The 25,709-nt window shown below is 58.7% G+C and carries 18 protein-coding genes and 2 tRNA genes; 10 read left to right on the forward strand and 10 right to left on the reverse strand.

The genetic code is table 11. The features are described 5' to 3' along the window. Window position 1 precedes the first annotated feature (1 nt). Window positions 2–2,017: a methylmalonyl-CoA mutase family protein gene (locus ACEN2J_RS04430; RefSeq protein WP_442103619.1), complete on the reverse strand. Its 2,016-nt coding sequence runs from the start codon at window positions 2,015–2,017 to the stop codon at window positions 2–4. A gap of 451 nt (window positions 2,018–2,468) precedes the next feature. Between ACEN2J_RS04430 and ccrA the strand changes: the two genes are divergently transcribed. The 4 genes from ccrA to ACEN2J_RS04450 all read left to right on the forward strand — a co-directional run bounded on the left by ccrA (window position 2,469) and on the right by ACEN2J_RS04450 (window position 6,034). Beyond that, window positions 2,469–3,761, forward strand: a complete 1,293-nt coding sequence (gene ccrA, locus ACEN2J_RS04435) for a crotonyl-CoA carboxylase/reductase (protein WP_442103621.1) — start codon at window positions 2,469–2,471, stop codon at window positions 3,759–3,761. 168 nt (window positions 3,762–3,929) lie between these two features. Continuing rightward, window positions 3,930–4,133, forward strand: coding sequence for a hypothetical protein (locus ACEN2J_RS04440; protein WP_442103622.1), 204 nt, complete (start codon window positions 3,930–3,932; stop codon window positions 4,131–4,133). 82 nt (window positions 4,134–4,215) lie between these two features. Continuing rightward, complete coding sequence (locus ACEN2J_RS04445) at window positions 4,216–5,739, forward strand: ATP-dependent DNA helicase (RefSeq protein ID WP_442103624.1); 1,524 nt, start codon at window positions 4,216–4,218, stop codon at window positions 5,737–5,739. A gap of 58 nt (window positions 5,740–5,797) precedes the next feature. Then, window positions 5,798–6,034 carry an Lrp/AsnC ligand binding domain-containing protein gene (locus ACEN2J_RS04450; protein WP_442103626.1) on the forward strand — a complete coding sequence of 79 codons (237 nt, stop codon included), beginning with the start codon at window positions 5,798–5,800 and terminating at the stop codon, window positions 6,032–6,034. Between the two features lie 2 nt (window positions 6,035–6,036). Here ACEN2J_RS04450 and ACEN2J_RS04455 read toward each other — a convergent pair whose 3' ends face one another. Together ACEN2J_RS04455 and ACEN2J_RS04460 are read right to left on the reverse strand one after the other, a co-directional pair. Next, complete coding sequence (locus ACEN2J_RS04455; RefSeq protein WP_442103628.1) at window positions 6,037–7,095, reverse strand: quinone-dependent dihydroorotate dehydrogenase; 1,059 nt, start codon at window positions 7,093–7,095, stop codon at window positions 6,037–6,039. Next, complete coding sequence (locus tag ACEN2J_RS04460; RefSeq protein ID WP_442103630.1) at window positions 7,092–7,448, reverse strand: DUF952 domain-containing protein; 357 nt, start codon at window positions 7,446–7,448, stop codon at window positions 7,092–7,094. Before ACEN2J_RS04460 ends, ACEN2J_RS04455 begins: the two co-directional genes overlap by 4 nt. Window positions 7,449–7,610: 162 nt before the next feature. Between ACEN2J_RS04460 and ACEN2J_RS04465 the strand changes: the two genes are divergently transcribed. Beyond that, a complete protein-coding gene (locus ACEN2J_RS04465; RefSeq protein ID WP_442103632.1) occupies window positions 7,611–9,131 on the forward strand; it encodes a bifunctional metallophosphatase/5'-nucleotidase in 1,521 nt (506 codons plus the stop codon). 311 nt (window positions 9,132–9,442) lie between these two features. Here ACEN2J_RS04465 and ACEN2J_RS04470 read toward each other — a convergent pair. From ACEN2J_RS04470 to ACEN2J_RS04480, 3 genes are all read right to left on the reverse strand, one after another. After that, a tRNA-Gly gene (locus tag ACEN2J_RS04470) sits at window positions 9,443–9,516 on the reverse strand. Window positions 9,517–9,650: 134 nt separating this feature from the next. Then, complete coding sequence (locus ACEN2J_RS04475) at window positions 9,651–11,072, reverse strand: UdgX family uracil-DNA binding protein (protein ID WP_442103633.1); 1,422 nt, start codon at window positions 11,070–11,072, stop codon at window positions 9,651–9,653. Continuing rightward, complete coding sequence (locus ACEN2J_RS04480; protein ID WP_442103634.1) at window positions 11,072–12,307, reverse strand: putative DNA modification/repair radical SAM protein; 1,236 nt, start codon at window positions 12,305–12,307, stop codon at window positions 11,072–11,074. Before ACEN2J_RS04480 ends, ACEN2J_RS04475 begins: the two co-directional genes overlap by 1 nt. A gap of 139 nt (window positions 12,308–12,446) precedes the next feature. On the opposite strand from ACEN2J_RS04480, the gene ACEN2J_RS04485 reads away from it, so the two are divergent. Together ACEN2J_RS04485 and ACEN2J_RS04490 are read left to right on the forward strand one after the other, a co-directional pair. After that, window positions 12,447–12,863: a CopG family transcriptional regulator gene (locus ACEN2J_RS04485; protein ID WP_442103635.1), complete on the forward strand. Its 417-nt coding sequence runs from the start codon at window positions 12,447–12,449 to the stop codon at window positions 12,861–12,863. Window positions 12,864–12,883: 20 nt separating this feature from the next. Then, window positions 12,884–13,954: an extracellular catalytic domain type 1 short-chain-length polyhydroxyalkanoate depolymerase gene (locus tag ACEN2J_RS04490; protein WP_442103637.1), complete on the forward strand. Its 1,071-nt coding sequence runs from the start codon at window positions 12,884–12,886 to the stop codon at window positions 13,952–13,954. Window positions 13,955–14,002: 48 nt separating this feature from the next. On the opposite strand, the gene ACEN2J_RS04495 is transcribed toward ACEN2J_RS04490, so the two are convergent. Next, complete coding sequence (locus ACEN2J_RS04495; RefSeq protein ID WP_442103639.1) at window positions 14,003–14,782, reverse strand: transglutaminase-like domain-containing protein; 780 nt, start codon at window positions 14,780–14,782, stop codon at window positions 14,003–14,005. A 355-nt stretch (window positions 14,783–15,137) separates the two neighbouring features. Here ACEN2J_RS04495 and ACEN2J_RS04500 point away from each other — a divergent pair, with 355 nt between their 5' ends. Continuing rightward, entirely contained in the window at window positions 15,138–16,352 is a 1,215-nt protein-coding gene (locus ACEN2J_RS04500; protein WP_442103641.1) for an efflux RND transporter periplasmic adaptor subunit, read from the forward strand. Then, entirely contained in the window at window positions 16,349–19,456 is a 3,108-nt protein-coding gene (locus ACEN2J_RS04505) for an efflux RND transporter permease subunit (protein WP_442103642.1), read from the forward strand. The genes ACEN2J_RS04500 and ACEN2J_RS04505 overlap by 4 nt, the downstream gene beginning before the upstream one ends. A 249-nt stretch (window positions 19,457–19,705) precedes the next feature. On the opposite strand, the gene ACEN2J_RS04510 is transcribed toward ACEN2J_RS04505, so the two are convergent. The 3 genes from ACEN2J_RS04510 to rpoN form a co-directional block, all read right to left on the reverse strand. After that, window positions 19,706–19,782: transfer RNA gene (locus ACEN2J_RS04510), tRNA-Met, on the reverse strand. Window positions 19,783–19,903: 121 nt separating this feature from the next. Continuing rightward, complete coding sequence (locus tag ACEN2J_RS04515) at window positions 19,904–21,952, reverse strand: hydantoinase/oxoprolinase N-terminal domain-containing protein (protein WP_442103644.1); 2,049 nt, start codon at window positions 21,950–21,952, stop codon at window positions 19,904–19,906. Window positions 21,953–22,083: 131 nt separating this feature from the next. After that, entirely contained in the window at window positions 22,084–23,364 is a 1,281-nt protein-coding gene (gene rpoN / locus ACEN2J_RS04520) for an RNA polymerase factor sigma-54 (protein ID WP_442103645.1), read from the reverse strand. Between the two features lie 155 nt (window positions 23,365–23,519). Here rpoN and selD point away from each other — a divergent pair, with 155 nt between their 5' ends. Beyond that, the gene (selD, locus tag ACEN2J_RS04525) at window positions 23,520–25,709 is read left to right on the forward strand and encodes a selenide, water dikinase SelD (protein ID WP_442103647.1); all 2,190 of its coding nucleotides are present in this window, start codon (window positions 23,520–23,522) and stop codon (window positions 25,707–25,709) included.

Raw genomic sequence — 25,709 nt, forward strand, 5'->3', positions numbered from 1 at the left:
TTTATGCGGCGGCAGATGTGTCGGGATCAACCAGTGTCACGATATCCATCATGATCCGGTTCAGTTCAAAATCCTTTGGTGTGTAAACGGCCGCAACGCCGAGCGCGCGCAAATGGGCGGCGTCGTCTTCGGGGATAATACCGCCGACCACCAAGGGCACATCCTCAAGGCCGGAAGCACGCATCTTTTCAAGCACTTCGGTGATCAAAGGCAAATGCGACCCCGACAGAATGGACAGCCCGACAACATGGGCGTTTTGTTCTACTGCAGCATTTACAATTTCGGATGGTGTCAGGCGGATGCCCTCATAGTGAATATCCATGCCACAATCGCGGGCACGGGCGGCGATTTGTTCTGCGCCGTTAGAGTGGCCATCAAGCCCCGGTTTTCCGACCAGAAACTTCAACGGGCGGCCAAGTTTTGCCGAAACAGCCTGCACGGCATCACGGATTGGTTCCAGCCCTTCTGTACGGTTCGACGGGTTACGCGACACACCGGTCGGCGCGCGGTATTCTCCAAAGACAGCGCGGATTGTGCTGGCCCATTCGCCAGTCGTCACCCCTGCTTTGGCGCAAGCAATGGACGGGCGCATGATATTGGTGCCGTCCTGCGCGGCACTGCGCAGCGCGGCGAGTGCGGCCTCGACGGCAGCATGGCTGCGGGCTGTTTTCCAATCGGTCAGGCGTTCGATTTGGTCGGCCTCGGCTTTTGGGTCCGCCACCATGATGGACCCATCCCCAGCGGTTAGTGGGCTTGGCGTTGTTTCAACCCAGCGGTTTACGCCCACCACCACCGTTTCACCCGTCTCAATCTTGTTGATCCGCTCGGCGTTCGCCTCTACCAACCGGCCTTTCATATAGTCAATTGCGGCCACAGCCCCGCCCATCGCGTCAATCTGGGCAAGCTCTTCGCGCGCGCCTTGTTTCAGCGCCTCAACCTTGCGGTCGACTGCGGGGTTGCCGTCAAACAGGTCGTCATATTCCAGCAGGTCGCTCTCATACGCCAAAATCTGTTGCATCCGCAGCGACCATTGCTGATCCCACGGGCGCGGCAGGCCGAGCGCCTCGTTCCATGCGGGCAATTGCACGGCACGGGCACGGGCGTTTTTCGACAAGGTCACCGCTAAGGATTCAATCAAAATCCGGTAGACGTTGTTTTCGGGTTGCTGCTCGGTCAAACCCAGCGAGTTGACCTGCACACCATAGCGAAACCGGCGGTATTTCGCGTCTTGCACGCCGTAGCGGGTCAGGCAAATTTCATCCCACAAATCAACGAATGCGCGCATTTTGCACATCTCGGTCACAAAGCGGATGCCCGCGTTCACAAAGAACGAAATCCGGCCCACCATATTGGGAAAATCATCGTCCGACACTTTGCCCTTTAGATCATCCAGCACGGCGCATGCGGTGGCGAGCGCGAAGGCAAGCTCTTGCTCCGGCGTCGCGCCCGCCTCTTGCAAGTGGTAGGAACACACGTTCATCGGGTTCCATTTTGGCAGATGCTTTTGGGTATAGGCCGCAACATCGGTGATCATCCGCAGGCTGGGCGCAGGTGGGCAAATATAGGTACCGCGCGACAGGTATTCCTTGATAATGTCGTTTTGCACCGTGCCGTTCAGCGCTGCCACATCGGCGCCTTGTTCCTCGGCCACGGCAATATAAAGCGCCAGCAACCAAGGGGCGGTCGCGTTGATCGTCATCGAGGTGTTCATCTTTTCCAGCGGAATATCGGCAAACAAGGCGCGCATATCGCCAAGGTGCGAGACAGGAACTCCCACTTTGCCCACTTCGCCCCGCGCCAGTTCGTGATCGCTGTCATAGCCGGTTTGGGTTGGCAGATCAAAGGCGACAGACAGCCCGGTTTGCCCCTTGGATAAGTTGCTGCGATAGAGCGCGTTCGACGCCGAGGCCGTGGAATGGCCCGCATAGGTACGGAACAGCCAAGGTTTATCCCGCGTTGTGGCATTGCTTGGGGCTGAGCTTGGAACTGGGCTTGGGGCTGGGGTCTGGGCGGTCATGGCGGGCCTCCTTGAAACGTGTCGCGCAATTTTCTTACGTTGAAAGCTTGATAAACGAAACTTTACGTCATTGTCAATTCGCTGCAATGCGGCAGCTTTGAATTTGCAGCTGCGGCATTGGAGGCGAGGATCTTACGCTGTGCAAGAGAAAAACTGCAGGGAGCGAGGCCGGTCCTGCGAAATTACAGAGGCTTTGCGGCAATTCATGTGCATGCTGTGTCAGCAAAATGTACATAGGGCCTACACGGGGGGGGGTGCTGTAGACGGTTTCTAAGGGGTGGTAAGCCGCAATGGCATTGTGTCGGCCAAGTTAATGCCGCAATGCGGCAGACATAAAATTACAAAAAATATCCTTCTGACTATTGCAAAGTTGCGCAAAGCCCCGTAATTCCTATGCCAAGCCCGCGCGATTCTGCGATGCGGCAAAGATATATGGAATAAGGAGGCCCGCATGGCACTGGATACGCAGCTGGACATCGTTGCATATGATGCACCGGAAAAGGACCTTTACGAGATTGGCGAAATGCCGCCCTTGGGCTATGTCCCCAAGCAAATGTATGCGTGGACTATTCGCCGTGAACGTCATGGCGAGCCGGATACCGCCATGCAGGTTGAGGTGGTTGATACGCCGATCGTTGATAGCCACGAAGTGCTGGTTTTGGTGATGGCCGCAGGGGTGAACTATAACGGCGTTTGGGCCGCTTTGGGCCTGCCAATCAGCCCGTTTGACGGCCACAAACAACCCTATCACATCGCCGGTTCTGATGCGTCGGGCATCGTGTGGGCCGTGGGTGATAAGGTAAAGCGCTGGAAAGTTGGCGATGAGGTGGTCATCCACTGCAACCAAGACGATGGCGATGATGAGGAATGCAACGGCGGCGACCCGATGTTTTCCACCAGCCAGCGGATTTGGGGCTATGAGACGCCGGACGGGTCATTTGCGCAGTTTACCAATGTACAAGCACAGCAGTTGATGCCGCGCCCCAAGCACCTGACATGGGAAGAAAGTGCTTGCTACACCCTGACGCTTGCCACCGCCTACCGGATGCTGTTCGGCCATGAGCCGCATGATCTGAAACCCGGCCAGAACGTGCTGGTTTGGGGGGCTTCTGGCGGTTTGGGCTCATTCGCGATCCAGCTGATCAACGCGGCGGGTGCCAATGCCGTGGGCGTGATTTCAGAAGAGGACAAGCGCGAATTCGTCATGGGCTTGGGCGCCAAAGGCGTTATCAACCGCAAAGATTTTAGCTGCTGGGGGCAGTTGCCCACCGTGAACACGCCCGAATATAAGGCGTGGTTCACCGAGGCCCGCAAATTTGGCAAGGCGATCTGGGATATTACTGGCAAGGGCAATAACGTCGATATGGTGTTTGAACACCCGGGCGAGGCGACGTTCCCCGTGTCTACGCTGGTGTGCAAAAAGGGCGGTATGGTCGTGATTTGTGCGGGCACCACTGGCTTTAACTGCACCTTTGACGTGCGCTATTTGTGGATGCACCAAAAGCGCGTTCAGGGCAGCCACTTTGCCCACCTCAAACAGGCGTCCTCGGCAAATAAGATGATGCTAGAGCGCCGGATTGACCCCTGTATGTCGGAAGTGTTCCCTTGGGATGAAATTCCGGCGGCCCATATGAAAATGCGCCGCAATGAGCATAAGCCCGGCAATATGTCGGTGCTGGTCCAAGCACCGCGCACGGGCTTGCGGACGTTCGAAGATACACTGGAAGCCAGCAAAACGCGCTAATCACCCCTTTGCCGCCAAAGCCGCCATTCCCCGCAGGGTTTGGCGGCTTTTTGCGTGCTAAACGATATCTTGGTCTTGGTTACTATTTGTTGACGTGTCTGCCGCTAATCTGGGGAAACTGGCAGATCTCATTTGGCGGTGATTTCGTTAACTTAAAGTGGGGGCGCAATGCGCCATGACTGGATATTTGACGTATTGGCCGATCTGCGGGCCTATGCGGACCAAAACAACTTACCTGCGCTTGCGGCACAAGTAACCGCTGCTCTGCGCGTTGCAGATCTGGAAATTTCGGATGAGGCGGTGTCGCAGGCACGCCGGCAGGCTCTCCGAGCAGAGGAGGAGAGTGCAAAGCTAACCCGTCGCGCACATTAGGTTGCCTGATAAAGGTGTTGGTCATCGGGAAAACTGGTTTGGGCGGCTGGCCTTGCGCCAGCGGCTTGGCTATTGTCGCGCGATGAGCAAAACACCAATCACATTTTCTGAAGATCAAGCCGAGGCTTGGGACAGGCTTTCTGATCAATTCAGGGGGATGGGCATTGATTTGGACAACGCCACCCTGACCCCGGCGTTAGAGGGCAAGGCGAGTGTGATGGCCGTTGTTGGCAAGGCAGGGTCTGGCAAAACCATGCTGCTTGCCAGCCTGTACAAAGCGATGGTTGCGGCCGGCGTTGACGTCGTTTCGGGCGATTATGAGGGCAAAAAACGCAAAGACCGGCGGACTTTGGCGATTTTGGCACCGACGAATAAGGCAGCTTCGGTTTTGCGGTTGCGGGGGGTGCCTGCCACAACGATCCACCGTATCTTGTATACGCCGCTTTATGACCCGCAATATGAGATGATCGCCGAGTGGCTTGCAGGCAACGGCCCGCGCCCTCAGGTCGAGGGTTTGTCCGAGTTGGCGCTGGATAGGGCCAAGGCTTTTTATGATTCCGTTGCCTCTATTCCGGGGGCATTGGCGGCGGCTGGATTGCGGGGCTCGGATTTCATCAAGGGCTGGAAGCGGCGCGAAGAACCGCTGGATGTCGGCTTTGTTGACGAATCTTCCATGCTCGACCAGCGCCAGTTTGATGACCTGCGTGAGATTTTTCCGACTTTGGTGCTGTTTGGCGACCCCGCCCAGTTGGCGCCAGTCGGCACTTCGGGCGAGATGGTGTTTGATAAACTGGGCGGCACACGGCGGCTGGAATTGCAACGCATTCACCGCCAAACCGAAGGCAACCCGATTTTGGACCTAGCCCATGCGCTGGCCGACCCTAACCTGACGTTTGAGGCGTTTGAACGGATGGTCGAAGACGCCGCCGCGCGGGACGATCGCGTGGTGATGGCGCAGCGGGTGGACAGCGATTTGATGGCGCGCAGCCCGGTTTTGGTTTGGCGCAACGCCACGCGCATCCGGCTGATTACAGCGTTTCGGGCCGCCCATGGCGCGCCAGAATTTGAGCTGATCCCCGGCGAGCCGTTGATTTGTGACGGGATTGAACTGCCGTTGAAGCATCGCAAAAAGCGGATCGACCTAGAGGCGCGCGGTCTGATCAAAGGCGCGCAGGTCATCTATATGGGGCTGGGCAATCGTGATGGGTTTGCCCGTCTGCATGTGGTCGGTGCCGAAGAACCGCAGGTTTCGGCCGCAAGTATTATCAAGATTGAAAAGCCGGATGAGGATGAGCCCTTTATCCCCTCGGCGGCCAAGATGGGGGCTGCATTTTTGCACGGCGCGGCGGTGACTATTCACAAAGCTCAAGGGTCTCAATGGGATACGGTGCAGGTTTTTGCGCCCGATCTGTGGGCCGCAGCGCAAGCAGGGCGTAGCGAGGCAGGTATGCCGCTGTGGAAACGGCTAGCCTATGTGGCGATCACCCGCGCGCAAAACCGTTTGCTTTGGGTCGTGCGCAACCGTTTGGGCCGCCCGTTGGAGGCGTTGGGGGTTGCCGATTTGGTGGCCAAACCTGCACCCTTGGAGTTGCAGGCCGAGGAATAGGGCTTTCGCCCTTGCCCGCCCGCGCCTATGGTTTGACGCAAAGAACAGGAGCCAAACTATGACCGCCGTTTTCGTTCAATTCCGCTGCATCCCCGGCAAAACCTATGAGGTGGCCGATGCGATTTATGACCGCGAGGTGGTGTCCGAGCTGTTTTCCACCAGCGGGGAATATGACCTGATCGCAAAGATTTACATCCCCGAAGGCCAAGATGTCGGGCATTACCTGTCGCAAGCCTTGTTTGATATTCCGGGCATTGTGCGGACGTTGACCACGATGACGTTCAAGGCGTTTTAAGCCTATAGCCACGGCTCGCGCTGGGTGCCAACGGCATCGGTCACGCTTGCAAAACCGTCGCGTTCCAGCAGCACGTCAAGGCCGCGGGCAATATCGGTTGCAAGGCTAATGCCGTGGTAAACCATGGCGGTATAGATTTGTACCGCCGAGGCACCCGCGCGGATTTTGGCATAGGCCTGTTCCGCAGTTGCGATACCGCCCACCCCGATAAGGGGCATTTTGCCCCCTGTCAGTACCGAAAGCTGTGCAAGAATACGGGTCGATTTTTCGAACAGCGGCGCCCCGGAAAGCCCGCCCATCTCGGTCTTATGCGGGCTTTGCAACCCATCGCGCGACAAGGTGGTATTGGTCGCAATGATGCCCGAAAGGCCCGAGGCAAGGGCAACCTCGGCGATTTGGGCCAGTTCATCTGGCGTAAGATCGGGTGCAATTTTCAGGAAGACAGGGATCTTGGTTGGCAGTTCCTCGCGGACGTCCATCACGCCGGTCAGCAAGGCGGTAAGGGCTGCGGCCCCTTGCAAATCGCGCAGTTTTTCGGTGTTGGGCGAGGATACGTTGACGGTCGCGAAATCCACATGCGGGCCGCAACGTGCCAGAACACGGGCAAAATCGGCGGCGCGGTCGTCCGAGGTTTTGTTGGCGCCCAAGTTCAGACCTACCGGCACACCGCGCGGTCGGCTCGCAAGGCGAGCGGCGATTGCCTCCATCCCTTGGTTGTTAAACCCAAAGCGGTTAATGGCGGCGCGGTCCTCGGTCAGGCGGAACAGGCGTGGTTTGGGGTTGCCGGGTTGGGCAAGGGGGGTCGCAGCGCCCACCTCTAACCAGCCAAAACCGGCTGTCATCAGGGCGGGCAGGGCCTCGGCGTTTTTGTCATAGCCTGCGGCAAGCCCAACGGGATTTGGCAGTGCCAAGCCCGCAAGCGAGGTGGCGAGACGAGGCGAGGCAAAGGGGCCCGGCTCGGGTGCAAGGCCCATGCGCAGGGCGGCCAGAGACAGGCCGTGCGCGCGCTCGGGGTCTAGTTTGTGTAAGGCTGCAAGTGCTAGACGTTCTGCAAAGTTCATGGCTGGGCCCCCGTAAACATGTGTGTTTCAGGGAAAATATGGCCCGTGGCACCAAGGGGTAGGGCCTTATCCCAAATGACGTCTGTCATGCGCAACCTACGGTAAAGATGAGGGAAAAGATCGCCGCCGCGCGAAGGTTCCCATTTCAGGGCATCGCCAAGCGCGTCTGCATCGACCGCCACCAAAACCAAATCGGATTGGTCGGCAAAGTAGAGTGCCGCCGTTGTCGCCACCTGTGCAGCGGTTGAAAAATGCACATAGCCATCGGCCAGATCTATCGGCGCGCCGGCGGTTTCGCCAGCGTCGCGCAACAGGTTCCATTCAGGGCGGCGGAAGATTTTGAAAATAAACATAGGGTCGTACATGCACCGTGCGTAAATTTGCGTCAATGGGCTGGTTAACGCTACGTCGCAGTTACCTGTTTGTGATGTTGATGTGGTCAATGGCATCAAGCCCTTTGACTCGTGGCCCTAGGGGCGCAATGATGCGGGCATGAACTGATAGGGAGACTGGATATGAAAATCCTGACACAACGAATTTCTGCACTGCTTTTGGGCGCGACAGCTTTGTCTGCGGCACCGATGGGCGCGGCTGTGGCCGAGACAGTGAAGCTGACCTTTCTGGGCGTTGGCGATGTTTACAACTTTGCCGATGACAAGGGCCGTGGTGGTTTTGCACGGCTGAACGCAGTGGCCAAGGCCGAGCGCGCAGCCAACCCAAACACGATCTATGTGTTTGATGGCGATATGCTGTCGCCCTCAATCCTATCGGGGTTTGATAAGGGGCAAAATACGATCGACCTGACCAACCTCGTACCGTTTGATCTGGCCGTTCCCGGCAACCACGAGTTTGATTTCGGACCGGAAAACTTTGGCGAAAAGATTGCCGCCTCCAAATACCCTTGGGCTGCGATCAACGTGACCCAAGCGGATGGTTCGCCTGTGCCGGGCCTTGGCGGCGTCATGATGAAAGAGGTTGCAGGGCTGAAGATCGCGCTGATTCCCGTGGCGCAGGATACTTCGCCCACTGTTGCCTCGACCGGTGATTTAAAGTTTGGTCCAACCGTTGATATGGGCATCGCGGCGGCCAAGCAGGCGCGCGAAGATGGCGCAGATTTGGTTGTTGGTGTTGTGCAGACCGACAAATCCAACGATGCGCTGTTGATCGGCTCTAAGGCGTTTGACGTGATCTTGTCGGGTGACGACCACAGCTATGGCACCTCTTATGATGGCATCACGGCCTATGTCGAAACCTCGATCGACGCGCGCTTTTTGGCACCGGTCGATCTGATGGTGGATGTGTCGGAAAAAGACGGCAAGCGCGTGGTGAAATGGACGCCGATGTTCCGCTTTATCGATACTGCAAACGTAGAGCCCGATCCCGAAAGCCAAGCGATGGTCGAAGGGTTCCAGACCAAGCTGGATGAAAGCTTGAACGTTGAAATTGGCAGCACCGAAGGCGTGCTGGATTCGCGCCGCAACGTGGTGCGGGCCGAAGAATCGGCAATGGGCAACCTGATCACCGATGCTTTGCGTGATGCAACCGGCGCCGATATCGCGCTGGCCAACGGTGGCGGCATTCGTGGCGATACCACCTATGATGCGGGTAAGATGCTGACGCGGCGCGATGTTTTGACCGAGCTACCCTTTGGCAACGTGACTGTTGTGACCGAACTGCCCGGCAGCCAAGTGTTGGCCGCCTTTGAAAACGGTGTAAGCCAAGTAGAAAAGGGCGCAGGGCGTTTCTTGCAGGTTTCGGGTGCCACGATTGTCTATGACCCAACTGCGCCTGCGGGATCGCGCATCACCGAAGTGATGGTTGGCGGCGCGCCGCTAGATATCAACAAGGTCTATAAAGTTGCCGCGAACGACTACATTTTGGGCGGCGGCGATGGCTTTGATGCCTTGGGCGGTGGCAAAGTGTTGATTAACGCGGGCAACGGCAATCTGATGGCAAATGACGTGATGGATTATGTCGTCAAGATGGGTAAAGTCGGCAGCAAAGTTGAAGGCCGGATTAAACAACTGGGCCAGTGAGGCGCTCTAGGTGATTAAGTGACGATGCAAAGGCTGCGCAAATTGCGTGGCCTTTGTGTTTTTGGCAAGGTCAGAATCGGTATTTATGCCAAGATGAAGGCTGACGTTTTCTCGCGGTTGTGGCGTCTTGCACGGCTTTGCTGCTTGGCCGTCACGCAGGCCTGCGTTTCGCAATGCCAAGCCAAGGGTCTTCCAAACACGTGTTCATGCCAGAGTTTTTACTAAGGGGCGACCGCAGGAAGAGCCATCATTTGCAGGTCTGGAATAGACCCCCAGCCAATGCTGTGGATAGCCGATGATTGTAAGGATTTTGGAGCGGGCGGCGGGAATCGAACCCGCGTCTTTAGCTTGGAAGGCTAAGGTCTTACCATTACACAACGCCCGCGCTTTGGTCTTAATAGCCGTTGCTGCCGACAAGCACAAGATGTGAGCGACAGTGTCGCGCCACATCTCGGAATGGGTGCTAATTATGCAGTCTTGTGGCCAAAACGGTTTTCACTGGATTGTGCATGTCGCGCTTTATGCAATCAGGTTGGCGGCAGTGCCCAAGTCGGCCTTGAGCGCGGCCAACGCGTCTATGCGCGCCGGACCGTCTGGAAGGCGGAGCACATAAGCGGGGTGAAGCGTGATCAGTACAGGCAGCCCGTCCAAAGCCGTTTCAATTTTGCCGCGGCGCGCCAAAACAGGTGTAGAACGGCCAGTCAAAGCCTCGGCCGCGACGGCACCCATGGCGAGGGTCAGCTTGGGCTGGACACGGGCGCGTTCGGCATCCAGCCACCACCGGCAGTGTTCAATTTCGGCGGTCGTCGCGCGCTGATGGATGCGGCGTTTGCCGCGCGCGACAAATTTGAAATGTTTTACCGCGTTGGTCACATAGGCCTGCTGGCGATTAAGGCCCACTTGCGCGGCGATGCGATCAAACAGTTGCCCCGCTGGGCCGATGAAGGGTTTGCCGCTTAGGTCTTCTTGGTCGCCGGGCTGTTCGCCGACAATCATTAGGGCAGCGTCCAGCGGCCCTTGGCCCAGGACGGCCTGCGTAGCGTTGCAGTGCAGCTGGCAGCGGGTGCAGGCGGAAATCGCGGCGGGTAGCGTGTCTGTTGGACCGGTCCATGCCGAGGTATTGGCCGCAAGCTGCGCCTGCACTTGCGCGAGACGGGCGGGGGGCAAGGTGGGGGCGGCCTCGGCCATTTGGCGGGCGCGTGTATTGGCGTTTGCGATCAGATCAGGGATTGATGCGGCCTCCGGCAGGTTTTTCCAGTATTTCTTGGGCATCTCGGATTGCATTGCACCGATTTTTAACCGTGCGGGGTTAAAGATGTTACGGAAATAGGTGATCCAAAGCTGTTCGCTGGCGTCGGCGGGCAGGTCTGGCTTGGGCTGACCCTGTTGAAACGACAAAACGCCGCCCTCAAAAATGGCAGAAATATCGGGTGTCAGGATGCGCCAATTCATATCGCCAAAGCGGCGGACAAAGAAATCGGCGGTGGGCTCAACCGTGTGATGGGTGGGTTCAAACCACGCGGCAAAGGATCGCCGGTTGGCACCCACCGTGCCAATGTCGCGAAAGCGCACAAAGGCTTTCATTTTGTGCTGGCAACGGCGGACGTTCTTTTCCATCTGGCGCAGGCGCGACAGGTCGGCATCGCCGCGATCTGTCATCAAATGGGGGGCATCGCGCAGTCGCCACAAAAGCGCGTAAAGCCGCGCGAAACGTTCTGGGTCGCTGTGCCAAACCACGCTTTGGGCCAGCGAGATAAAGCTGCGCGGCACGGTGGCGGCGCCACCAGTGCGGGGGGCGGAATCGGTGGCAAACAGGTCGGGGGCAGCAGCGGGGCCTCCCCATAATATATCGCTGGGAGGTGTGCCGGCTGCCAAAAACTGCCGCGCGGCATCACGCCAAGCCACATCGGCACCGATGGCAGGGATGGTGACGCGCTGCATTAGAACAGGGATAATTGTTCGGGCGGCGGGGCAAAGCGCGCGCGCAAGTTGGCGCTGTCGGTTAGCGCGCCAGGCGTCCAACCGCCGGCGGTGATAAAGGCGCGCGCTTTGACCATGCTGGCCCCCATGCGCAGCAAATCATCATAGCGCAGCAGGCGGTGGCGGCGGGTTGTTAAAATGCGGTTCACGGTTTTTACACCAAACCCCGGCACGCGCAACAGCATCTCACGGTTGGCGCGGTTAACGTCCAACGGAAAGACGCCGCGATGGACCAAGGCCCAAGCCAGCTTGGGGTCGATATCAAGGTCGAGATTCCCGTCTTTGGTAACGGAGGTGATCTCATCCAGCTGAAAATCATAGAACCGCAGCAGCCAATCGGCCTGATACAGCCGGTGTTCGCGCTGTAACGGCGGCTTGATCAGCGGCAGTTTTGCGGTGCTGTCAGGGATCGGCGAAAAGGCCGAATAATAGACGCGTTTCAGTTTGTAGCTGGAATAAAGTCGCGTCGATTGCCCCAAAACAGTCGCATCATTCGACCCATCCGCGCCGATAATCATCTGCGTGGATTGCCCGCCAGGGGCAAAACGCGGCGGACGTTTGCCGGTAAAAGACGCGTCCTTGGCTGCCTCTTTGCGCAGCCGCACATCGGCCATAACCTTGCGGATTTGTTCTGGCTTTTTCTCGGGCGCGTAGAGCTGCACGGCGGCATCGGTCGGCAATTCCACGTTGATCGACAAGCGGTCCGCCAGCAGCCCCGCCTCGGCGATCAACTCGGGCGCGGCATCGGGGATGGTTTTCAGATGGATATAGCCGCGAAAGTTTTCCTCATGCCGCAGCTTGCGTGCGATTTGCACCATGTCGGACATCGTGGCATCGGGCGAACGGATTACGCCCGACGATAAAAACAGCCCTTCGATATAATTGCGGCGGTAAAACTCGATGGTCAGTTTGACCACCTCATCCACCGAAAATCGCGCGCGATCGACGTTTGAGGACGCGCGGTTGATGCAATAGGCGCAATCATAAATGCAGAAATTCGTCATCAGAATTTTCAGCAGGCTGATGCATCGGCCATCGGGGGCGTAGCTGTGGCAAATGCCGCTGCCTTGGTTTGAGCCAAGCCCCTTACCATCGCGCGAATCGCGTTTTGTTGAGCCGGATGAGGCGCAAGAGGCATCATATTTCGCCGCATCGCTAAGGATCGCCAGCTTTTGATCTAGGGTTTGTTGTACCATGTGTTCTTTATATGTTCTAATTTTTACCCTGTCATCCTGCCAAATGCAGGGCAGGCAGGGTTTTGCGCAGATTATCGGGGTAAGGCTTGATTGAGAGAAATAATCATCTATATAACATCCATACAGATGGAGAAACGCCATGGGAAATGTCAAACAGCTGCGCGATAAGCAACCTGAGAACGAAAAGATCACGATCAATCTGGGCTTTGTCGATTTAGGGCGGATTGATTTGCTGGTGCAGGAGGGCTTTTATTCAAATCGTAGCGATTTTATTCGCACTGCCATTCGCAACCAATTGGACAATCACGTCGATACCGTGCGCACCACGCTGGAACGCCACACGATGGAGCTGGGTCTGCGTGATTATTCCAAAGCCGACCTAGAGGCGCTGCGCGATGCGAATGAGGTGCTGCATGTCAAGGTTGTGGGCCTTGCGCGCATTGCGGCCGATGTGACGCCCGAGTTGGCCTTGCAGACCATCGGGTCGATCACCGTTCTGGGCGCGTTGCAGGCCGGTGCGGATATTCGAAACGCGTTGGCTGACCGGATCAAATAGCGCAATTAAAGGACATAAAAATGAAACGTTTTAACGCAGGCATGTGGCGTCCGGCGCGGGGTGATGCGCCGCTTGCTGCCGCCAATGATTTGGTGCGGCGCACGCTGGGCCAACATGGGCTTTTGCCACAGGATGGACAGGGCGCGGGCGCTACATTGCCTTCGCTTGACGAGGTGTTGGCGCAATTTGGTGGGGGTGCGAAAGTGGCCTCACCGTTGCCCGAGCCGATACCCGAGGGCGCCAAGTTTGCGCAGAACAGCTTTAGCTGCGAATCGGGGTCGCGGGCATATCGCGTCTATAGTCCTGCGCCGCGTGCGGGTGGGGCCACAGGGGTTGTGCTTATGCTGCACGGCTGCACCCAATCGCCCGAGGATTTTGCAACCGGTACCGGCATGAACGTTCTGGCCGATCAGCACGGGTTTGTGGTGGTTTACCCAGCCCAATCGCGGGGAAGTAACGCGCAATCGTGCTGGAACTGGTTTAGTCACGGTGACCAGAGGCGGGGCAAGGGCGAGCCTGCGATTTTGGCCGCACTGACTCAGCAGATTTGCGCAGATCATGGTATTGGGCGCGAGGCTACGTTTGTGGCAGGCCTGTCTGCGGGCGCTGCTATGGCCACCATTTTGGGTGAGGCCTATCCCGATGTGTTTGCCGCCGTTGGGGCGCATTCCGGCCTGCCTGTGGGGGCTGCAAAAGATATGCCTTCGGCCTTTGCCGCAATGGCGGGAACGGCGTCAAATTCTGGTCCGGCCCAGACAGACAGCACTGTGCGAACCATTGTTTTCCATGGCACGGCAGATGCGACGGTGCACCCATCCAACGGTGACAGGATCGTGCAGCGGGCGCTAACGGGCGCCGCGCGGCAGGTGATTGAGGACACGCAGAGCGGGCAGGCCGGCGGGCGCAGCTTTACCCGCGTGACCGCCAGCGACACTGAGGGCCGCCAAATGGTCGAGCATTGGTCGGTGGCTGGTTTGGGCCACGCGTGGTCGGGCGGTCAGGCGGGTGGGTCTTATACCGATGCCACCGGACCGGATGCCAGCGCCGAAATGATCCGGTTTTTCTTTGACTCCGATACCAGTGAAAAATGACAGGCGCGGATAACAGGCTTTCAGATCTGCGCTTGGCAGATCTGGAGGCTATCCCTCTATCCAGACCCTAACCGATTGATATTGCATCATAGCGGGGCCAAAGCTGGCCATGAAAGGCACCTCGGCGGCATCAAGCCCTACGCCAATGCGGGCCATCTGATTGGAGGCCGCCATGCCTGTCGGGTCGACCAAATGCCACGCGCCATCAAGGTAAACCTCGGCGACGGCGTGGAAATCTTGCGGCGTCACATAGGGCGCATAGACGCTGACAAAGCGGGCAGGAATGGCCGAAGCCCGCGACAAGGCGATTAGAACATGTGCAAAGTCTCGGCAGACGCCTTGGCGTTGTACGAAGGTGTCGATCGCGGTTGTATGCCCATTGCTGGATCCCGGAACATATCGATACCTCTCAAAAATCCAATCGCGCAGCTGTGCAATGCGTTGGCCGCCCATGCTGTTACCAAAATCGGCTGCGACATAGTTCTGCAATTCATCCGATTGGCAAAAGCGTGACGGCATCAGGTAGCGGATAACGTCGCTGGGCAGTTTGTGGGGCGGTGTTGCGGCAAGGTCGGCAATGTCAATAATCGGGCGGTTCACGTCAATGCGCGCTGAATAGGTGCAGTTCAAATCATGATTGATGTTCATCAAAATGCGTTCGCCAACCCCACCCTCGGCAGGGAGGGTTGAGACCTGAACATCGTCACCATACGAGATATTTTGCTCTAGCACCCGCTGATCAGGCTGGTCCGGCACGCTGAGTTGCAGCAAAACATCGGTCGGGTTTTGAATTGCGTAGTTTAGGTGAACGTTGACGTTCAGGATCATGCCGTGGATTTCCTGTGTGTTTGGTGCTTGGCTACGCTTTGGCAGGTTCGCCAAATTGCGCAAGGCATAACTGGCGGCAGGGAGATGGGATCGACCCCAAATCCAACAAGCGCCCAAACTTAGGTCAGGCGGAACGTAACGGCGCTGTTTGGTGGCAAGAAAGCGGAATGTTTCGCAAAACCTAACATCAAGCCAAGCTTTCTTGGCGTTTGGCCGTGACGGTTTGTGTTTTATATCAAAATGGGCAAAACGCTTGGGCGTCATCTACTCCGGTTTAATTCGCAAATTTTCCGCGACGGAAACGGCAAGCTGCGGCGTTTAACCAAGGAAACTCTATGCAAAGGTTGTTTGTTTGATGCGGAAAATATTAACGCTGGTTGTTGCTGTGACAATCCTTACTGCGGCCTATGCTGTGACGTTTGGTCTTCCGACCCCTGTTGCGGCAATGATAGGCGTCAGTCCTGAAAGCACTAGCAAGGCCGCACCGAGCGCAGGCGGTGGTGGGCAGGGGGCGGGTGCTGCACGCGGGCCGGGGGGCGGTGCAGGTCGGGCGACGACCGTTGTGACGACAGCATTGACCTTGCAACCCTATGAGAGCACCTTGAATGCGATAGGCACCGCAACGGCCCTTCGCAGTATCGATGTGGCATCGAACGCATCGGGCACTGTGACCGAGGCAGATTTTACGGCCAACCGCACCGTTGCCGCAGGCGACGTTCTGCTGCGCCTCGATGCGCGGACCCAAGCGTTGAACCTTGAAATTGCCCAAGCCAATTTGAAACAGGCCAGCGATACCGTGACCCGCTATGAGCGGATCCGCACCAGTGCCAATGCGACCGTTACCGAAGTAACCTTGTCCGAGGCGCGCGTCCAGCAAAGCTTGGCCGAGGCGGCGGTTGGCTTGGCCCAAGTAGCGCTGGATGATCGTACTATTCGCGCGCCTATCGCTGGGCAGTTGGGCCTAAGTAATGTTGAGGTGGGCAGCTTGCTGACGGCGAACACTGTGATTTCAACGATTGACCAATCGAACATTCTGGTTGTCGAGTTTGAGCTGCCAGAACGGGCCATTGGTTTGTTGAAAAAGGCAAAAACGGTTTCTGTCGGCACGGCCAGCTTTCGCGGGCGGGTGTTTGAAGGCGATATCGTTTCCTTTGACAGCCGCATTGATAGCGTGACCCGCAGCGTGACCGTAAAAGCGCAGGTTGCGAACCCAGATAATCTGCTGTGGCCCGGCATGACCTTTGCTGTGCGGCTGACCCAGGAAAGCGAACCGATGGCGGCACTGCCGTCTACGGCGATTGCGTGGTCGCGCAGTGGGTCGAATGTTTGGGTAGATGCTGATGGGGTTGCCAAAGCAGTGCCCGTGACGATCCTGTTCCGCCGCGATGATACGGTTTGGGTCGATGCCAAAATAGATGTGGGCACAATGGTTGTGACCGAAGGCGCGCAAAAACTGCGCGAGGGCGCGCGCATTACCACGCCCGGCGCCAAGAGACCCGATGGAGCCCAAAAGCCTGATGGAGCCGCCAAAGCGCCCGGTCAGCCTGCCAAACAGGATGCGTCCAAATGAGCGCGCCCCAAGCGCCGCAAGGCAAACCGACCGGAACAAACCTGTTTGTGGCCCGCCCGATTTTTGGCATCGTTATCAACCTGCTTATCCTGATCGCCGGTCTGGCGGCGCTTAGCTCGGTTGATGTGCGCGAGATGCCGGATGTTGACCAGCCGGTGCTGTCGGTGCGGACCAGTTATGATGGCGCGGTTGCATCAACCGTTGACCAAGAAGTCACCCAAGTTCTGGAAGACGCGCTGAGCGCGCTTGAGGGGCTGTCCTACATCGAATCCACTTCGACCGCTGGATCAAGCCGGATCACGATTGACTTGTCGGAAGGCACCGATCCCGACGTCGCGGCCAATGAAGCGCGTGAGATTGTGTCGGCCACTTTGCGCAATTTGCCCAGTGATCTGGATGATGATCCGTCCGTGTCCAAAAGCGATAGCAACGCCGACGCGATTATCCGGTTGGCGGTTTTGGGCGATCTGAACTTTGACGCGCTGACCGCCCTTGCCGAAGGCCCGATTTATGACCGGCTGTCCACCATCGACGGGATTGCCGAGGTCACCACACGCGGCGACCGCGCGAATGAGTTTAAGGTAACCCTAGATATGCCCGCGCTTTTAAGCCGTGGCTTGACCGTGTTTGACGTGTCAAACGCCTTGGCATCCTTGCGCGATGACACGCCCTTGGGCGATTTAGCCTCGCAATCGCAAACGCTGTCCTTGCGGGTGGGCAATCCGGCTGTGACGGCCGAAAGCGTTGGCGAGGTGCCAATCAATACCAATACGCGTGTGTCGGATGTGGCCTTTGTGCGCCTGATGCCCGAGGACAGTGACGTTTTTTCGCGCGTCAACGGGCAGCAGGCGATCGGTCTGGATATCACGCGCCAATCGGTTGGCAACACGCTGGAAATTTCCAAAGCGGTGCGTGCCGCTGTTATCGATCTGCGCAAAACCCTGCCCGAAGGGGTTGATCTGCTTATCACTTCAGATGACGGCGTGTTTATCGAAGGGTCGATCAATGAGGTGCTGATGTCGATCGTGCTGGCAACGATCATCGTTGTCGCGGTGATCTTTGCGTTTTTGCGGTCTGTGCGGGCAACGATTATTCCGGCAGTGACGATCCCTGTAGCCCTGATTGGAACTATCGCGGCAATCTGGATAACCGGCTTTTCGGTGAACACGATCAGCTTGCTGGCGCTGGTTTTGGCAACGGGCATGGTGGTTGATGATGCCATTGTGGTTATCGAAAACATCGTGCGCAAACGCAAACAGGGGTTGGGCGCGTTTGCAGCTGCGGCACAAGGCACGAATGAGGTGTTCTTTGCCGTTATTTCCACCACGGCCACCTTGGCGGCGGTGTTTGTGCCAATCTCGTTTCTGCCCGGTCAGGCCGGCGGTGTGTTCAGCGAATTTGGCTTTGTTCTGGCCTTTGCGGTTACGCTGTCGTCGATCACCGCCTTGACCTTGGCACCTGTCATGGCCGCGTTTCTTGACCCCGGAAAACCGGACCCCAAGGAAACAGCCGTGCCAAAACAAAGCTGGATGGCCCGCACGTTTGACACGGTGATGGATAAAGCTATCCGCGCGCCGATGATTGTGTTGGCGATTGCAGGCGGGTTTGTCATCATTTCGGCAGGGGTTGCAGGCACGCTTTCGTCTAGCATCACGCCCGATGAAGACCGCGGGTTTTTCCTGATCCAAGCGCGGGGCGCATCGGATACCACGGTGGATTACCTCGACACCCAAGTCGCGCAGATTGAGGCGATTTTGGACCCCTACCGCGAAACAGGCGAAATTGATGCTGTGCAAAGCATCATTGGCGTTGGCGGTGGCAGCAGTGCCTTTATCATCGTGCGCTTGCCCGATTGGACCGCGCGCGAACGCTCGCAATCCGAGATTATGGCCAGCATTAGCAGCCAGTTGTCATCAGTGCCGGGCGTGCAGGTGAGCGCGCGTTCAACCAACAGCCTTAACATTCGCGGCGCGGGTCGGGGCTTGCAATTTGCCGTGACTGGCAAGGATGTCGTGGCGATGACGACCGCTGCCGATGGCTTGGTCGCGGCTATGGGCCAAGACGACATGTTCCTGAATCCGCAGCTGTCGGATGACGCTGTGCAAGCCCAGTTTGAGCTGCGCGTCGATCCGGATATGGCAAGCGTTTTTGGTCTGACCGAGGCGGAAATATCGCAAACCGTTAGCGCAATGGTGCAAGGTGATGTTGCCGTTAGCGTGTTTGAAAATGATACCGAAACCAACGTGAATGTTGTGCCCGGCGGTCCGCCAATCAACGACCCGTCGGACCTTGAGTCGATCTCGCTGCGCTTGCCTAGTGGTGCTTATGTTCCGCTCTCGTCGGCGGCGACGTTGGAACCGATTGTCAGCCAGTCCACCATCACACGCCAAGGCGGAACACTGGCCGTGTCTGTGCAGTCCAACCTTGCCGAAGGGGTTGATCTTGGTACGGCAATGGCGCGGCTGACGGAAATTGCCGCGACCAATTTGCCCGACAGCATGGGTATTAAATTCACGGGGGAGGCGGCGACGCTGACCGATGGCCAATCGGCGATGTATATGGTGTTTGGCGTAGCGTTCGTTGTGGTATTCCTTGTGCTTGCCGCGCAGTTTGAAAGCTTTGCCAGCGCGATTGTAATCATGCTGACCGTGCCATTTGGCTTGGCTGCCGCGCTGATCGCCATCTCAATCACGGGTGGGTCGTTGAACTATTACAGCCAGATCGGGTTGGTTATGTTGATCGGCGTAATGGCCAAAAACGGGATTTTGATCGTCGAATTTGCCAATCAGCTGCGAGAGGCGGGCCAAGACATCGACAGCGCCATTCGTGACGCGCTGCGCCTGCGGATCAGGCCGGTGATGATGACGATGGTGTCTACCGTGTTTGGTGGGCTGCCGCTGATTTTCACCTCTGGCGCGGGGGCCGAGGCACGGATTGCCGTGGGCTGGGTTATTGTGGGCGGCTTGGGCTTTGCCACCGTGTTCACACTGTTTCTAACGCCGGTTTTCTACCGCCTGATCGCCGTTTGGGGCGCCGAACCCGGCATGGCCGCTAAGCGCTTGCACAAAGAAAGCAGCGCCGCGATAGAGCCGCAGATGCCCTAATGCCAAACGCCTTGATGGCCCGCCGGATCGTTTTCTGGCGGGCAAAACGGCGTGACAAAAAATCGCGGAAGTCTTTGAAGACTCGCCAGATCATTTCCTGTGATGTTGAGGCCTGTAATTGCTTTGGCTTTAAGTAGGCCGAGGTTGTAAAACCTCATGCCAGAGCTGCGTGAATAACGCCGCGATACCTGTAAGTAAAAGCCGCCACGCCCCCCTTTGGAGCAATTCCATATCTTTGAAGGGGGGAAGTGGTGGCGAGAGAGAGACTTGAACTCTCGACCCCACGATTATGAGTCGTGTGCTCTGACCAACTGAGCTACCTCGCCACTTATTGCGGCTGATTACGGGCGCCGCCGCCTGACGTCAAGAGGGAAATAGCGGCTTTTGTCGCATTCGCCCCAAACCGGACAAGTTTAAACCCGACACTGCAAACGGGCCGATGCAAACCTACCGGTAGACTGTGCCCTTGATGTCAATCTCGCCCTGTTCGGCAGCCGCCCGCGTATGCGCCACACGGGGGCGCCCCGAGGCCGTCACCGTCAGCGTGGCCTCGATAAACATCGCTTGGCCTTCCACTTCGGCTTCGCGCAGGTCTTGGTCGCTGGTGATCAGCAGGTCATCCGCCCCTGCCAGACGTGCCCGCGCTGTGGCATCGGCCAGCAGTGCGGCCTGCATCGCCGCCATCGCGGCCTCTTTGCTGGCAAAGCGTTCGGGGCCATAAGGCATATGTGCCGTAAACTGCCCTTCACCGGCCGAGGACACCACCCCAACCGCGCGTTGGCTGACTTGCCCGACCACAGCCCCGATCGCATTGGCGACGCCAGCATGTTCGGGCAAAATCATCTGCGCCCCCAGTCGCACACCGACCGCGCCGTAATAATAGGGGGCCGAGGCACCAAGCCCGATTACCGGAACGCCAATCCGCGCTGACAGTTCGATCACGCCGCGATGCTGGTTCAACCCTGCGCGCAGCAAGGGGTGGGCGGCCAGTGCCACGTTATCTTGGTCTGCAAAATCAGGGTCTTCGCCAAAGGCGGCCTCTAGCAGGCAGGTCGCTGTTTGCTCGGTCAACTGGTCAATAATCGCTTGGGCCAGTGGCGCTGCGCCTGCCGCCACACGCTCGCCCCGCCCATCGCGCCGCCGTGCCATCAGGCGAATGGCTTTTTCGGCGGCAAGCCCGTCCCAATCGGCCAGCCCGCCCAAAACATGGCTGGCGTCCGAGGGCGTGACCCCCGCCAGCATCACCAAACCACGTGCGACCAAACGGTCCATCGCCGCCACCTCTAACCGAGAGGTCAGCGCCTGCGCCAACGGCATCGGCTGTGTGATGCGCGCCAATAACCCCGCCTCTCGCGGTGTCAGGCCAGCAGGCTCAAATCCCATGGGTATAACAAATCGCCCGTCATGCTCGCCCACCATATCGATCGACAGCGCACGGTCCAGCGCCTCATGGACCATCTCGCCGTGGTCAACCGCCAGCAGTGATACCGGAATCAGCCGCCGCGGCCCAAGGCGAAACCCGCCCTCCAACCCTTCGGTGATCAGATGCGCCTCGCTATCCCCCCCAAGGCCGGTGGTCCGCATCGCCACCGCCTCAACCATGGTGCGATAGCCGCCGACCCGCGCGCCCAAGGGGTCAATCTCGGGCAACCCGTCTTTCAACAAGGCCACATCCGTTGTCGTGCCGCCAATATCCGATACCAGCGCATCATTGGCCCCCGTCAGCCACCGCGCCCCCACGATTGACGCGGCTGGGCCAGACAGAATTGTTTCAATCGGCCGTTCACGGACCATTGCTGCCGAAATCAGCGCACCATCGCCGCGCACCACCATCAAGGGCGCATCAATGCCGCGCTTAGCAATATGGCTCTCGCAGGCCAGCACCAGCCGGTCAATCATCCCGATCAGCCGCGCGTTCAGCACCGCCGTCAACGCCCGTTTCGGCCCGTTCAGATTGGCAGACAGCTCATGCGAACAGGTCACTGGTCGCCCCGTCACGGCGCGGATAATGTCTCGCGCTGCCAGCTCATGTGCAGGGTTGCGGGTTGCAAAGCGCGATGCCACGGCAAAGCCCATGACGCTGTGCTGACCCAAAGCGGCCCGCAGCCCCGCCTCATCCAGTGGTGCCAGTTCCTGTCCGGCATGGCCATGCCCGCCGGCCAGCCGGATCACGGGGTCACCACCCAGCGCCTCGCTCAGCCCGCCACGCTCTAAATCGCCATCGTCAAAGCCGATAAAAATCAGGGCCACACGCCCGCCTTGCCCCTCGACCAAAGCATTGGTGGCCAGCGTCGTAGATAGAGATACCATCGCCACATCGCCCGCGGCCACACCGGCTGCCTCAAGCGCTGCATCTACGGCACGGCCAATCCCCAGCGCCAAATCGCGGCGGGTGGTCAGCGATTTGGCCTTGCCCAAAACGCTGTCGGTTGCGCTGTCCAAAATCACGGCATCCGTATAGGTTCCGCCAGTATCCACACCCAGAAAAAGGCTCATGCGTTTGTTCCATCTGTCGCCCAAGCGGGCCTTTACGCGATGTATGCCGGATTTTTGCGCCTTGCCCAGCCTTTAACGACGAAATTCGCCCAGTTGCGCCAGATTAGGCAGCGTTGGCCCCCCGATTGAGCCTAGCCAAGCCGACGTTTGCGCCGGTGCGCCGGCGGAATATTCAGCAAACCGCGATACTTGGCCACCGTGCGCCGCGCCACAACCGCCCCACCCGTTGACAGCGCCTCGGCCAAGGCCAAATCGCCCAGCGGATGATCGCGGTTTTCATCGCGTACCAGCCGCAGCAGCTTGGCCCGCAGCGCCCCCGAGGCCACCCCGTCGACTGCGCCGGTGAACATCGCCCGCAGCCAGATTGTGCCGCGCGGCCCATCCACCGATACGCCCGCAATCGTGCGGCTTACGGTGCTAATATTTAACCCTGTCGTTGCGGCCACTTCTTGCATCGTCATCGGTTTCAAAGTCTCAAGTCCCTGGCTCAAAACGCTTTCTTGGCGTTTTAGAATGTCTTGGGCGACGCGCAGCAAGGTTTGGTTACGACTGTGAACCATGCGCTGCAAATCGCGTGCAGCTGTCAAGGCCGCCGCATCATGCCCGTCCGCCTTGGGTGCAACCACCTGCACATCGGGCAAGGACGACCGGTTCAGCCGCACCACCCAACCCGACGCCCCCCGCGAAACTGCCAAATCCGGTTCGCGCACGGGGGCTGCGTCTTGGCCAAACCGCGTGCCGGGTTTGGGATCAAAACTGCGGATCATCCGCAACCGCGCCATAATCACGGACTCGTCCACATCACACATTTTGGCGAGGCGCGCCGTCTCACCCTCGGCCAGCAAGTCCAAATGCTCTAATACACAGGCCATAACACTGTCAAAACACTCGGCCTCAATCGCTTGCAATTGCAGACATTCGGCCAAGGACCGTGCGAAAACCCCTGTTGGTTCAATCCGTTGCAGCAGTGCCAGCACTCGCTCGGCCTCGGCCAGAGTTACGCCCGCCTCATGGGCAATCGCGCCCAGAGGACGGCCAAGCCAGCCTGTCGGCTCTAGCGCCTGCATCAACGCGTAGGCTAGCGCATGGTCCGCCGGTTTCACCACCCGCGTGATTTCGGCGCTGACATGCGAAATTAACCCCAAGGCGGGCGTTTGCAACAACGTGCCCACATCAAGGTTGCCTGCATGCCCCAAGCCTTGCGCAGCAAAGGCGGTGGTCCAGCGCGGCAACCATACCTCGGGGTCTATCTTTGCCGATGCCAAGGCCAAATACGGGTTCTCTGCCGCTTGCTCTTCTAAGTAGCGCGTCAGCCCCGATGCATCAAAACGCAATACCCGAATTGACGTGGTCAACGCGCCATTCAGGGCCAGCTTTTGGTTCAGCATAAGGCGGGTTGAGGGACGCGCCATGATGGCCCTTTCTAAGGATTGACGAGCGGCAATCTAGCCCGCAGGCCGCCATCATGCAACGGTCACGCAACTGTTAGCCATCTGTGGCCGCTTGTCCTATCGCCAATCGCGCAAGGCACGGCTAGGGTTTGCCAAACAGTCTGAAAGCCCATGTTATGCACAACCGCGAATGGCCCCAAACCCAAGACCTCGTATTGATTGGCGGTGGCCATGCCCATGCTTTGGTGCTGCGAAAATGGGGGATGACCCCGCAAGCAGGCACCCGTATCACGGTGATAAATCCGGGTCCGGTGGCCCCCTATACCGGGATGTTGCCCGGCCATATCGCGGGCCATTATACACGGGCCGAGATGATGATCGACCTTATCCGTCTTGGCCGTTTTGCGGGGGCAAAAGTGGTGCTTGGCCGCGCCACCGGCCTTGATCGTGAGAGCCAGCATGTCATCCTAGGGGACGGCCACCGCCTGCGCTATGACGCGGCCTCGATCGACATCGGGATTGCGTCGAATCTGCCAAATCTGGCTGGGTTCGACGACTTTGCCACCGCAGCGAAGCCCCTTGGCGGCTATGCCGAGGCATGGGATGATTTTGTTGAAGCCGCGCCGCAAGCCCCAAATTTGGTGATTATCGGCGCAGGCGTGGGCGGGGCTGAGCTGGCCATGGCCTCGGCCCATCGCTTGCAAAACAGTGGGCGCACACCCAACATCACCCTACTGGAACGCGATGCCGCCGCTTTGCCGCATATCGGCAAAGGGGCCCGTGCGGCCTTGATGGCGCAGCTCGCGCATTACAACATCACTGTGCTAACCGGCGCTGAACCTGTGTCTATTACGGCCAACAGCGTTACCTTGACCAATGGTCAAACCCTGCCGTCCGATTTCACGCTGTCGGTCGCGGGGGCGCAACCGCAGGCGTGGCTGCAAACCACGGGGCTGGAGTTGCACAAAGGTTTCATCACCATTTCGCCCAGCCTGCAAAGCACAGACCCACGGGTGTTTGCGGTGGGCGATTGCGCGCATATGGGCTTTGCCCCGCGGCCCAAGGCTGGCGTTTTTGCCGTGCGCCAAGCGCCGATTCTGTATCACAACCTGCGCGCCGCCCTTTCGGGTGCTGCCATGCGCCAATTTGCCCCGCAGCGCGATTACCTTAAACTTATCTCGACCGGTCGCAAACGTGCGGTGGCGGATAAGCTGGGCCTGCGGTTTGAGGGCGCATGGCTATGGCAGTGGAAAGATAGCATCGACCGCAAGTTCATGGCGGAATTTGCCGACTACCCCGCGATGCCCGCGCCCCAATTGCCAAAGGATGCAGCACTCGGGCTGGCCGAGGCGATGGGCGACAAGCCCCTGTGCGGCGGCTGCGGTGCCAAAGTTGGGGGTGCTACCCTGACGGCGGCATTGCAGGCCGTGCCCAAACCCACCCGCGCCGATGTGCTCTCGGGCCCCGGCGATGATGCGGGCGTTTTAAAGCTGGGGCAGGGGGTGCAAGTGCTGACCACCGATCATTTGCGCGCGTTCACCAATGACGCCGCCTTGATGGCGCAGATCGCTGCCATTCATGCGCTGGGCGATATTTGGGCGATGGGCGCGCAGCCGCAATCGGCGCTGTCGCAAATCACCCTGCCACGCTTGGGGCCAGATCAGCAGGCCGAAACGCTGGCCGAAATCTTATCTGCTGCGGCCGCCGTTTTTACCGCCGCTGGGGCCGATATTCTGGGCGGTCATACCTCTATCGGGGCCGAGCTGACGATTGGGTTTTCGCTTACCGGCCTTGCGCAAACCCCCATCACGAAAGCGGGCGCAAAAGTGGGTGATGCGATTATCCTGACCAAGCCCATCGGTACCGGCACCATTCTCGCGGCTGAAATGGCTGCGACCCGTTTGGATAGTTTGATGCTGGGCGAGGTGGTCGAAGGCAGTTTTGCCTCAATGCTGCGCCCATCGGCAAATGCATCGGCAATTTTGGCGCCACACGCCACCGCGATGACCGATGTCACCGGCTTTGGCCTTGCCGGTCATTTGCTGGAAATGCTGGATGGCGCGGGGCTGGGGGCCAACCTGAACCTTGATGCCGTGCCTACGCTGGCGGGGGCCGAGGATCTTGCCGCGATGGGCATCGCGTCAACGATCGCGCCTGCCAATCGTGCGCTGTGCTTGGGCCGGATCATTGCGCCCAATACCCCGCGTGCGGCTTTGCTGTATGATCCGCAAACCGCAGGTGGGCTGCTGGCCACCGTGCCGGCGGCACAGGCGGAAGGCGTCCTTGCGGGTTTGATTGCGGCAGGTGAACCCGCGGCAATCATCGGCCATATCGTGGCAGGGTCGGTGATGCTGCGGGTGGCCTAA

Origin of the sequence: Pseudorhodobacter sp. W20_MBD10_FR17 (assembly GCF_052119765.1) — a bacterium.
Classification (GTDB): Bacteria; Pseudomonadota; Alphaproteobacteria; order Rhodobacterales; family Rhodobacteraceae; genus Pseudorhodobacter.

Excerpts from the sequence above, each read along its gene's own strand:
- ACEN2J_RS04430 (WP_442103619.1), bottom strand. The coding sequence starts at position 2,017 with ATGACCGCCCAGACCCCAGCCCCAAGCCCAGTTCCAAGCTCAGCCCCA.
- ccrA (WP_442103621.1), top strand. The coding sequence starts at position 2,469 with ATGGCACTGGATACGCAGCTGGACATCGTTGCATATGATGCACCGGAA.
- ACEN2J_RS04440 (WP_442103622.1), top strand. The coding sequence starts at position 3,930 with ATGCGCCATGACTGGATATTTGACGTATTGGCCGATCTGCGGGCCTAT.
- ACEN2J_RS04445 (WP_442103624.1), top strand. The coding sequence starts at position 4,216 with ATGAGCAAAACACCAATCACATTTTCTGAAGATCAAGCCGAGGCTTGG.
- ACEN2J_RS04450 (WP_442103626.1), top strand. The coding sequence starts at position 5,798 with ATGACCGCCGTTTTCGTTCAATTCCGCTGCATCCCCGGCAAAACCTAT.
- ACEN2J_RS04455 (WP_442103628.1), bottom strand. The coding sequence starts at position 7,095 with ATGAACTTTGCAGAACGTCTAGCACTTGCAGCCTTACACAAACTAGAC.
- ACEN2J_RS04460 (WP_442103630.1), bottom strand. The coding sequence starts at position 7,448 with ATGTTTATTTTCAAAATCTTCCGCCGCCCTGAATGGAACCTGTTGCGC.
- ACEN2J_RS04465 (WP_442103632.1), top strand. The coding sequence starts at position 7,611 with ATGAAAATCCTGACACAACGAATTTCTGCACTGCTTTTGGGCGCGACA.
- ACEN2J_RS04475 (WP_442103633.1), bottom strand. The coding sequence starts at position 11,072 with ATGCAGCGCGTCACCATCCCTGCCATCGGTGCCGATGTGGCTTGGCGT.
- ACEN2J_RS04480 (WP_442103634.1), bottom strand. The coding sequence starts at position 12,307 with ATGGTACAACAAACCCTAGATCAAAAGCTGGCGATCCTTAGCGATGCG.
- ACEN2J_RS04485 (WP_442103635.1), top strand. The coding sequence starts at position 12,447 with ATGGGAAATGTCAAACAGCTGCGCGATAAGCAACCTGAGAACGAAAAG.
- ACEN2J_RS04490 (WP_442103637.1), top strand. The coding sequence starts at position 12,884 with ATGAAACGTTTTAACGCAGGCATGTGGCGTCCGGCGCGGGGTGATGCG.
- ACEN2J_RS04495 (WP_442103639.1), bottom strand. The coding sequence starts at position 14,782 with ATGATCCTGAACGTCAACGTTCACCTAAACTACGCAATTCAAAACCCG.
- ACEN2J_RS04500 (WP_442103641.1), top strand. The coding sequence starts at position 15,138 with ATGCGGAAAATATTAACGCTGGTTGTTGCTGTGACAATCCTTACTGCG.
- ACEN2J_RS04505 (WP_442103642.1), top strand. The coding sequence starts at position 16,349 with ATGAGCGCGCCCCAAGCGCCGCAAGGCAAACCGACCGGAACAAACCTG.
- ACEN2J_RS04515 (WP_442103644.1), bottom strand. The coding sequence starts at position 21,952 with ATGAGCCTTTTTCTGGGTGTGGATACTGGCGGAACCTATACGGATGCC.
- rpoN (WP_442103645.1), bottom strand. The coding sequence starts at position 23,364 with ATGGCGCGTCCCTCAACCCGCCTTATGCTGAACCAAAAGCTGGCCCTG.
- selD (WP_442103647.1), top strand. The coding sequence starts at position 23,520 with ATGCACAACCGCGAATGGCCCCAAACCCAAGACCTCGTATTGATTGGC.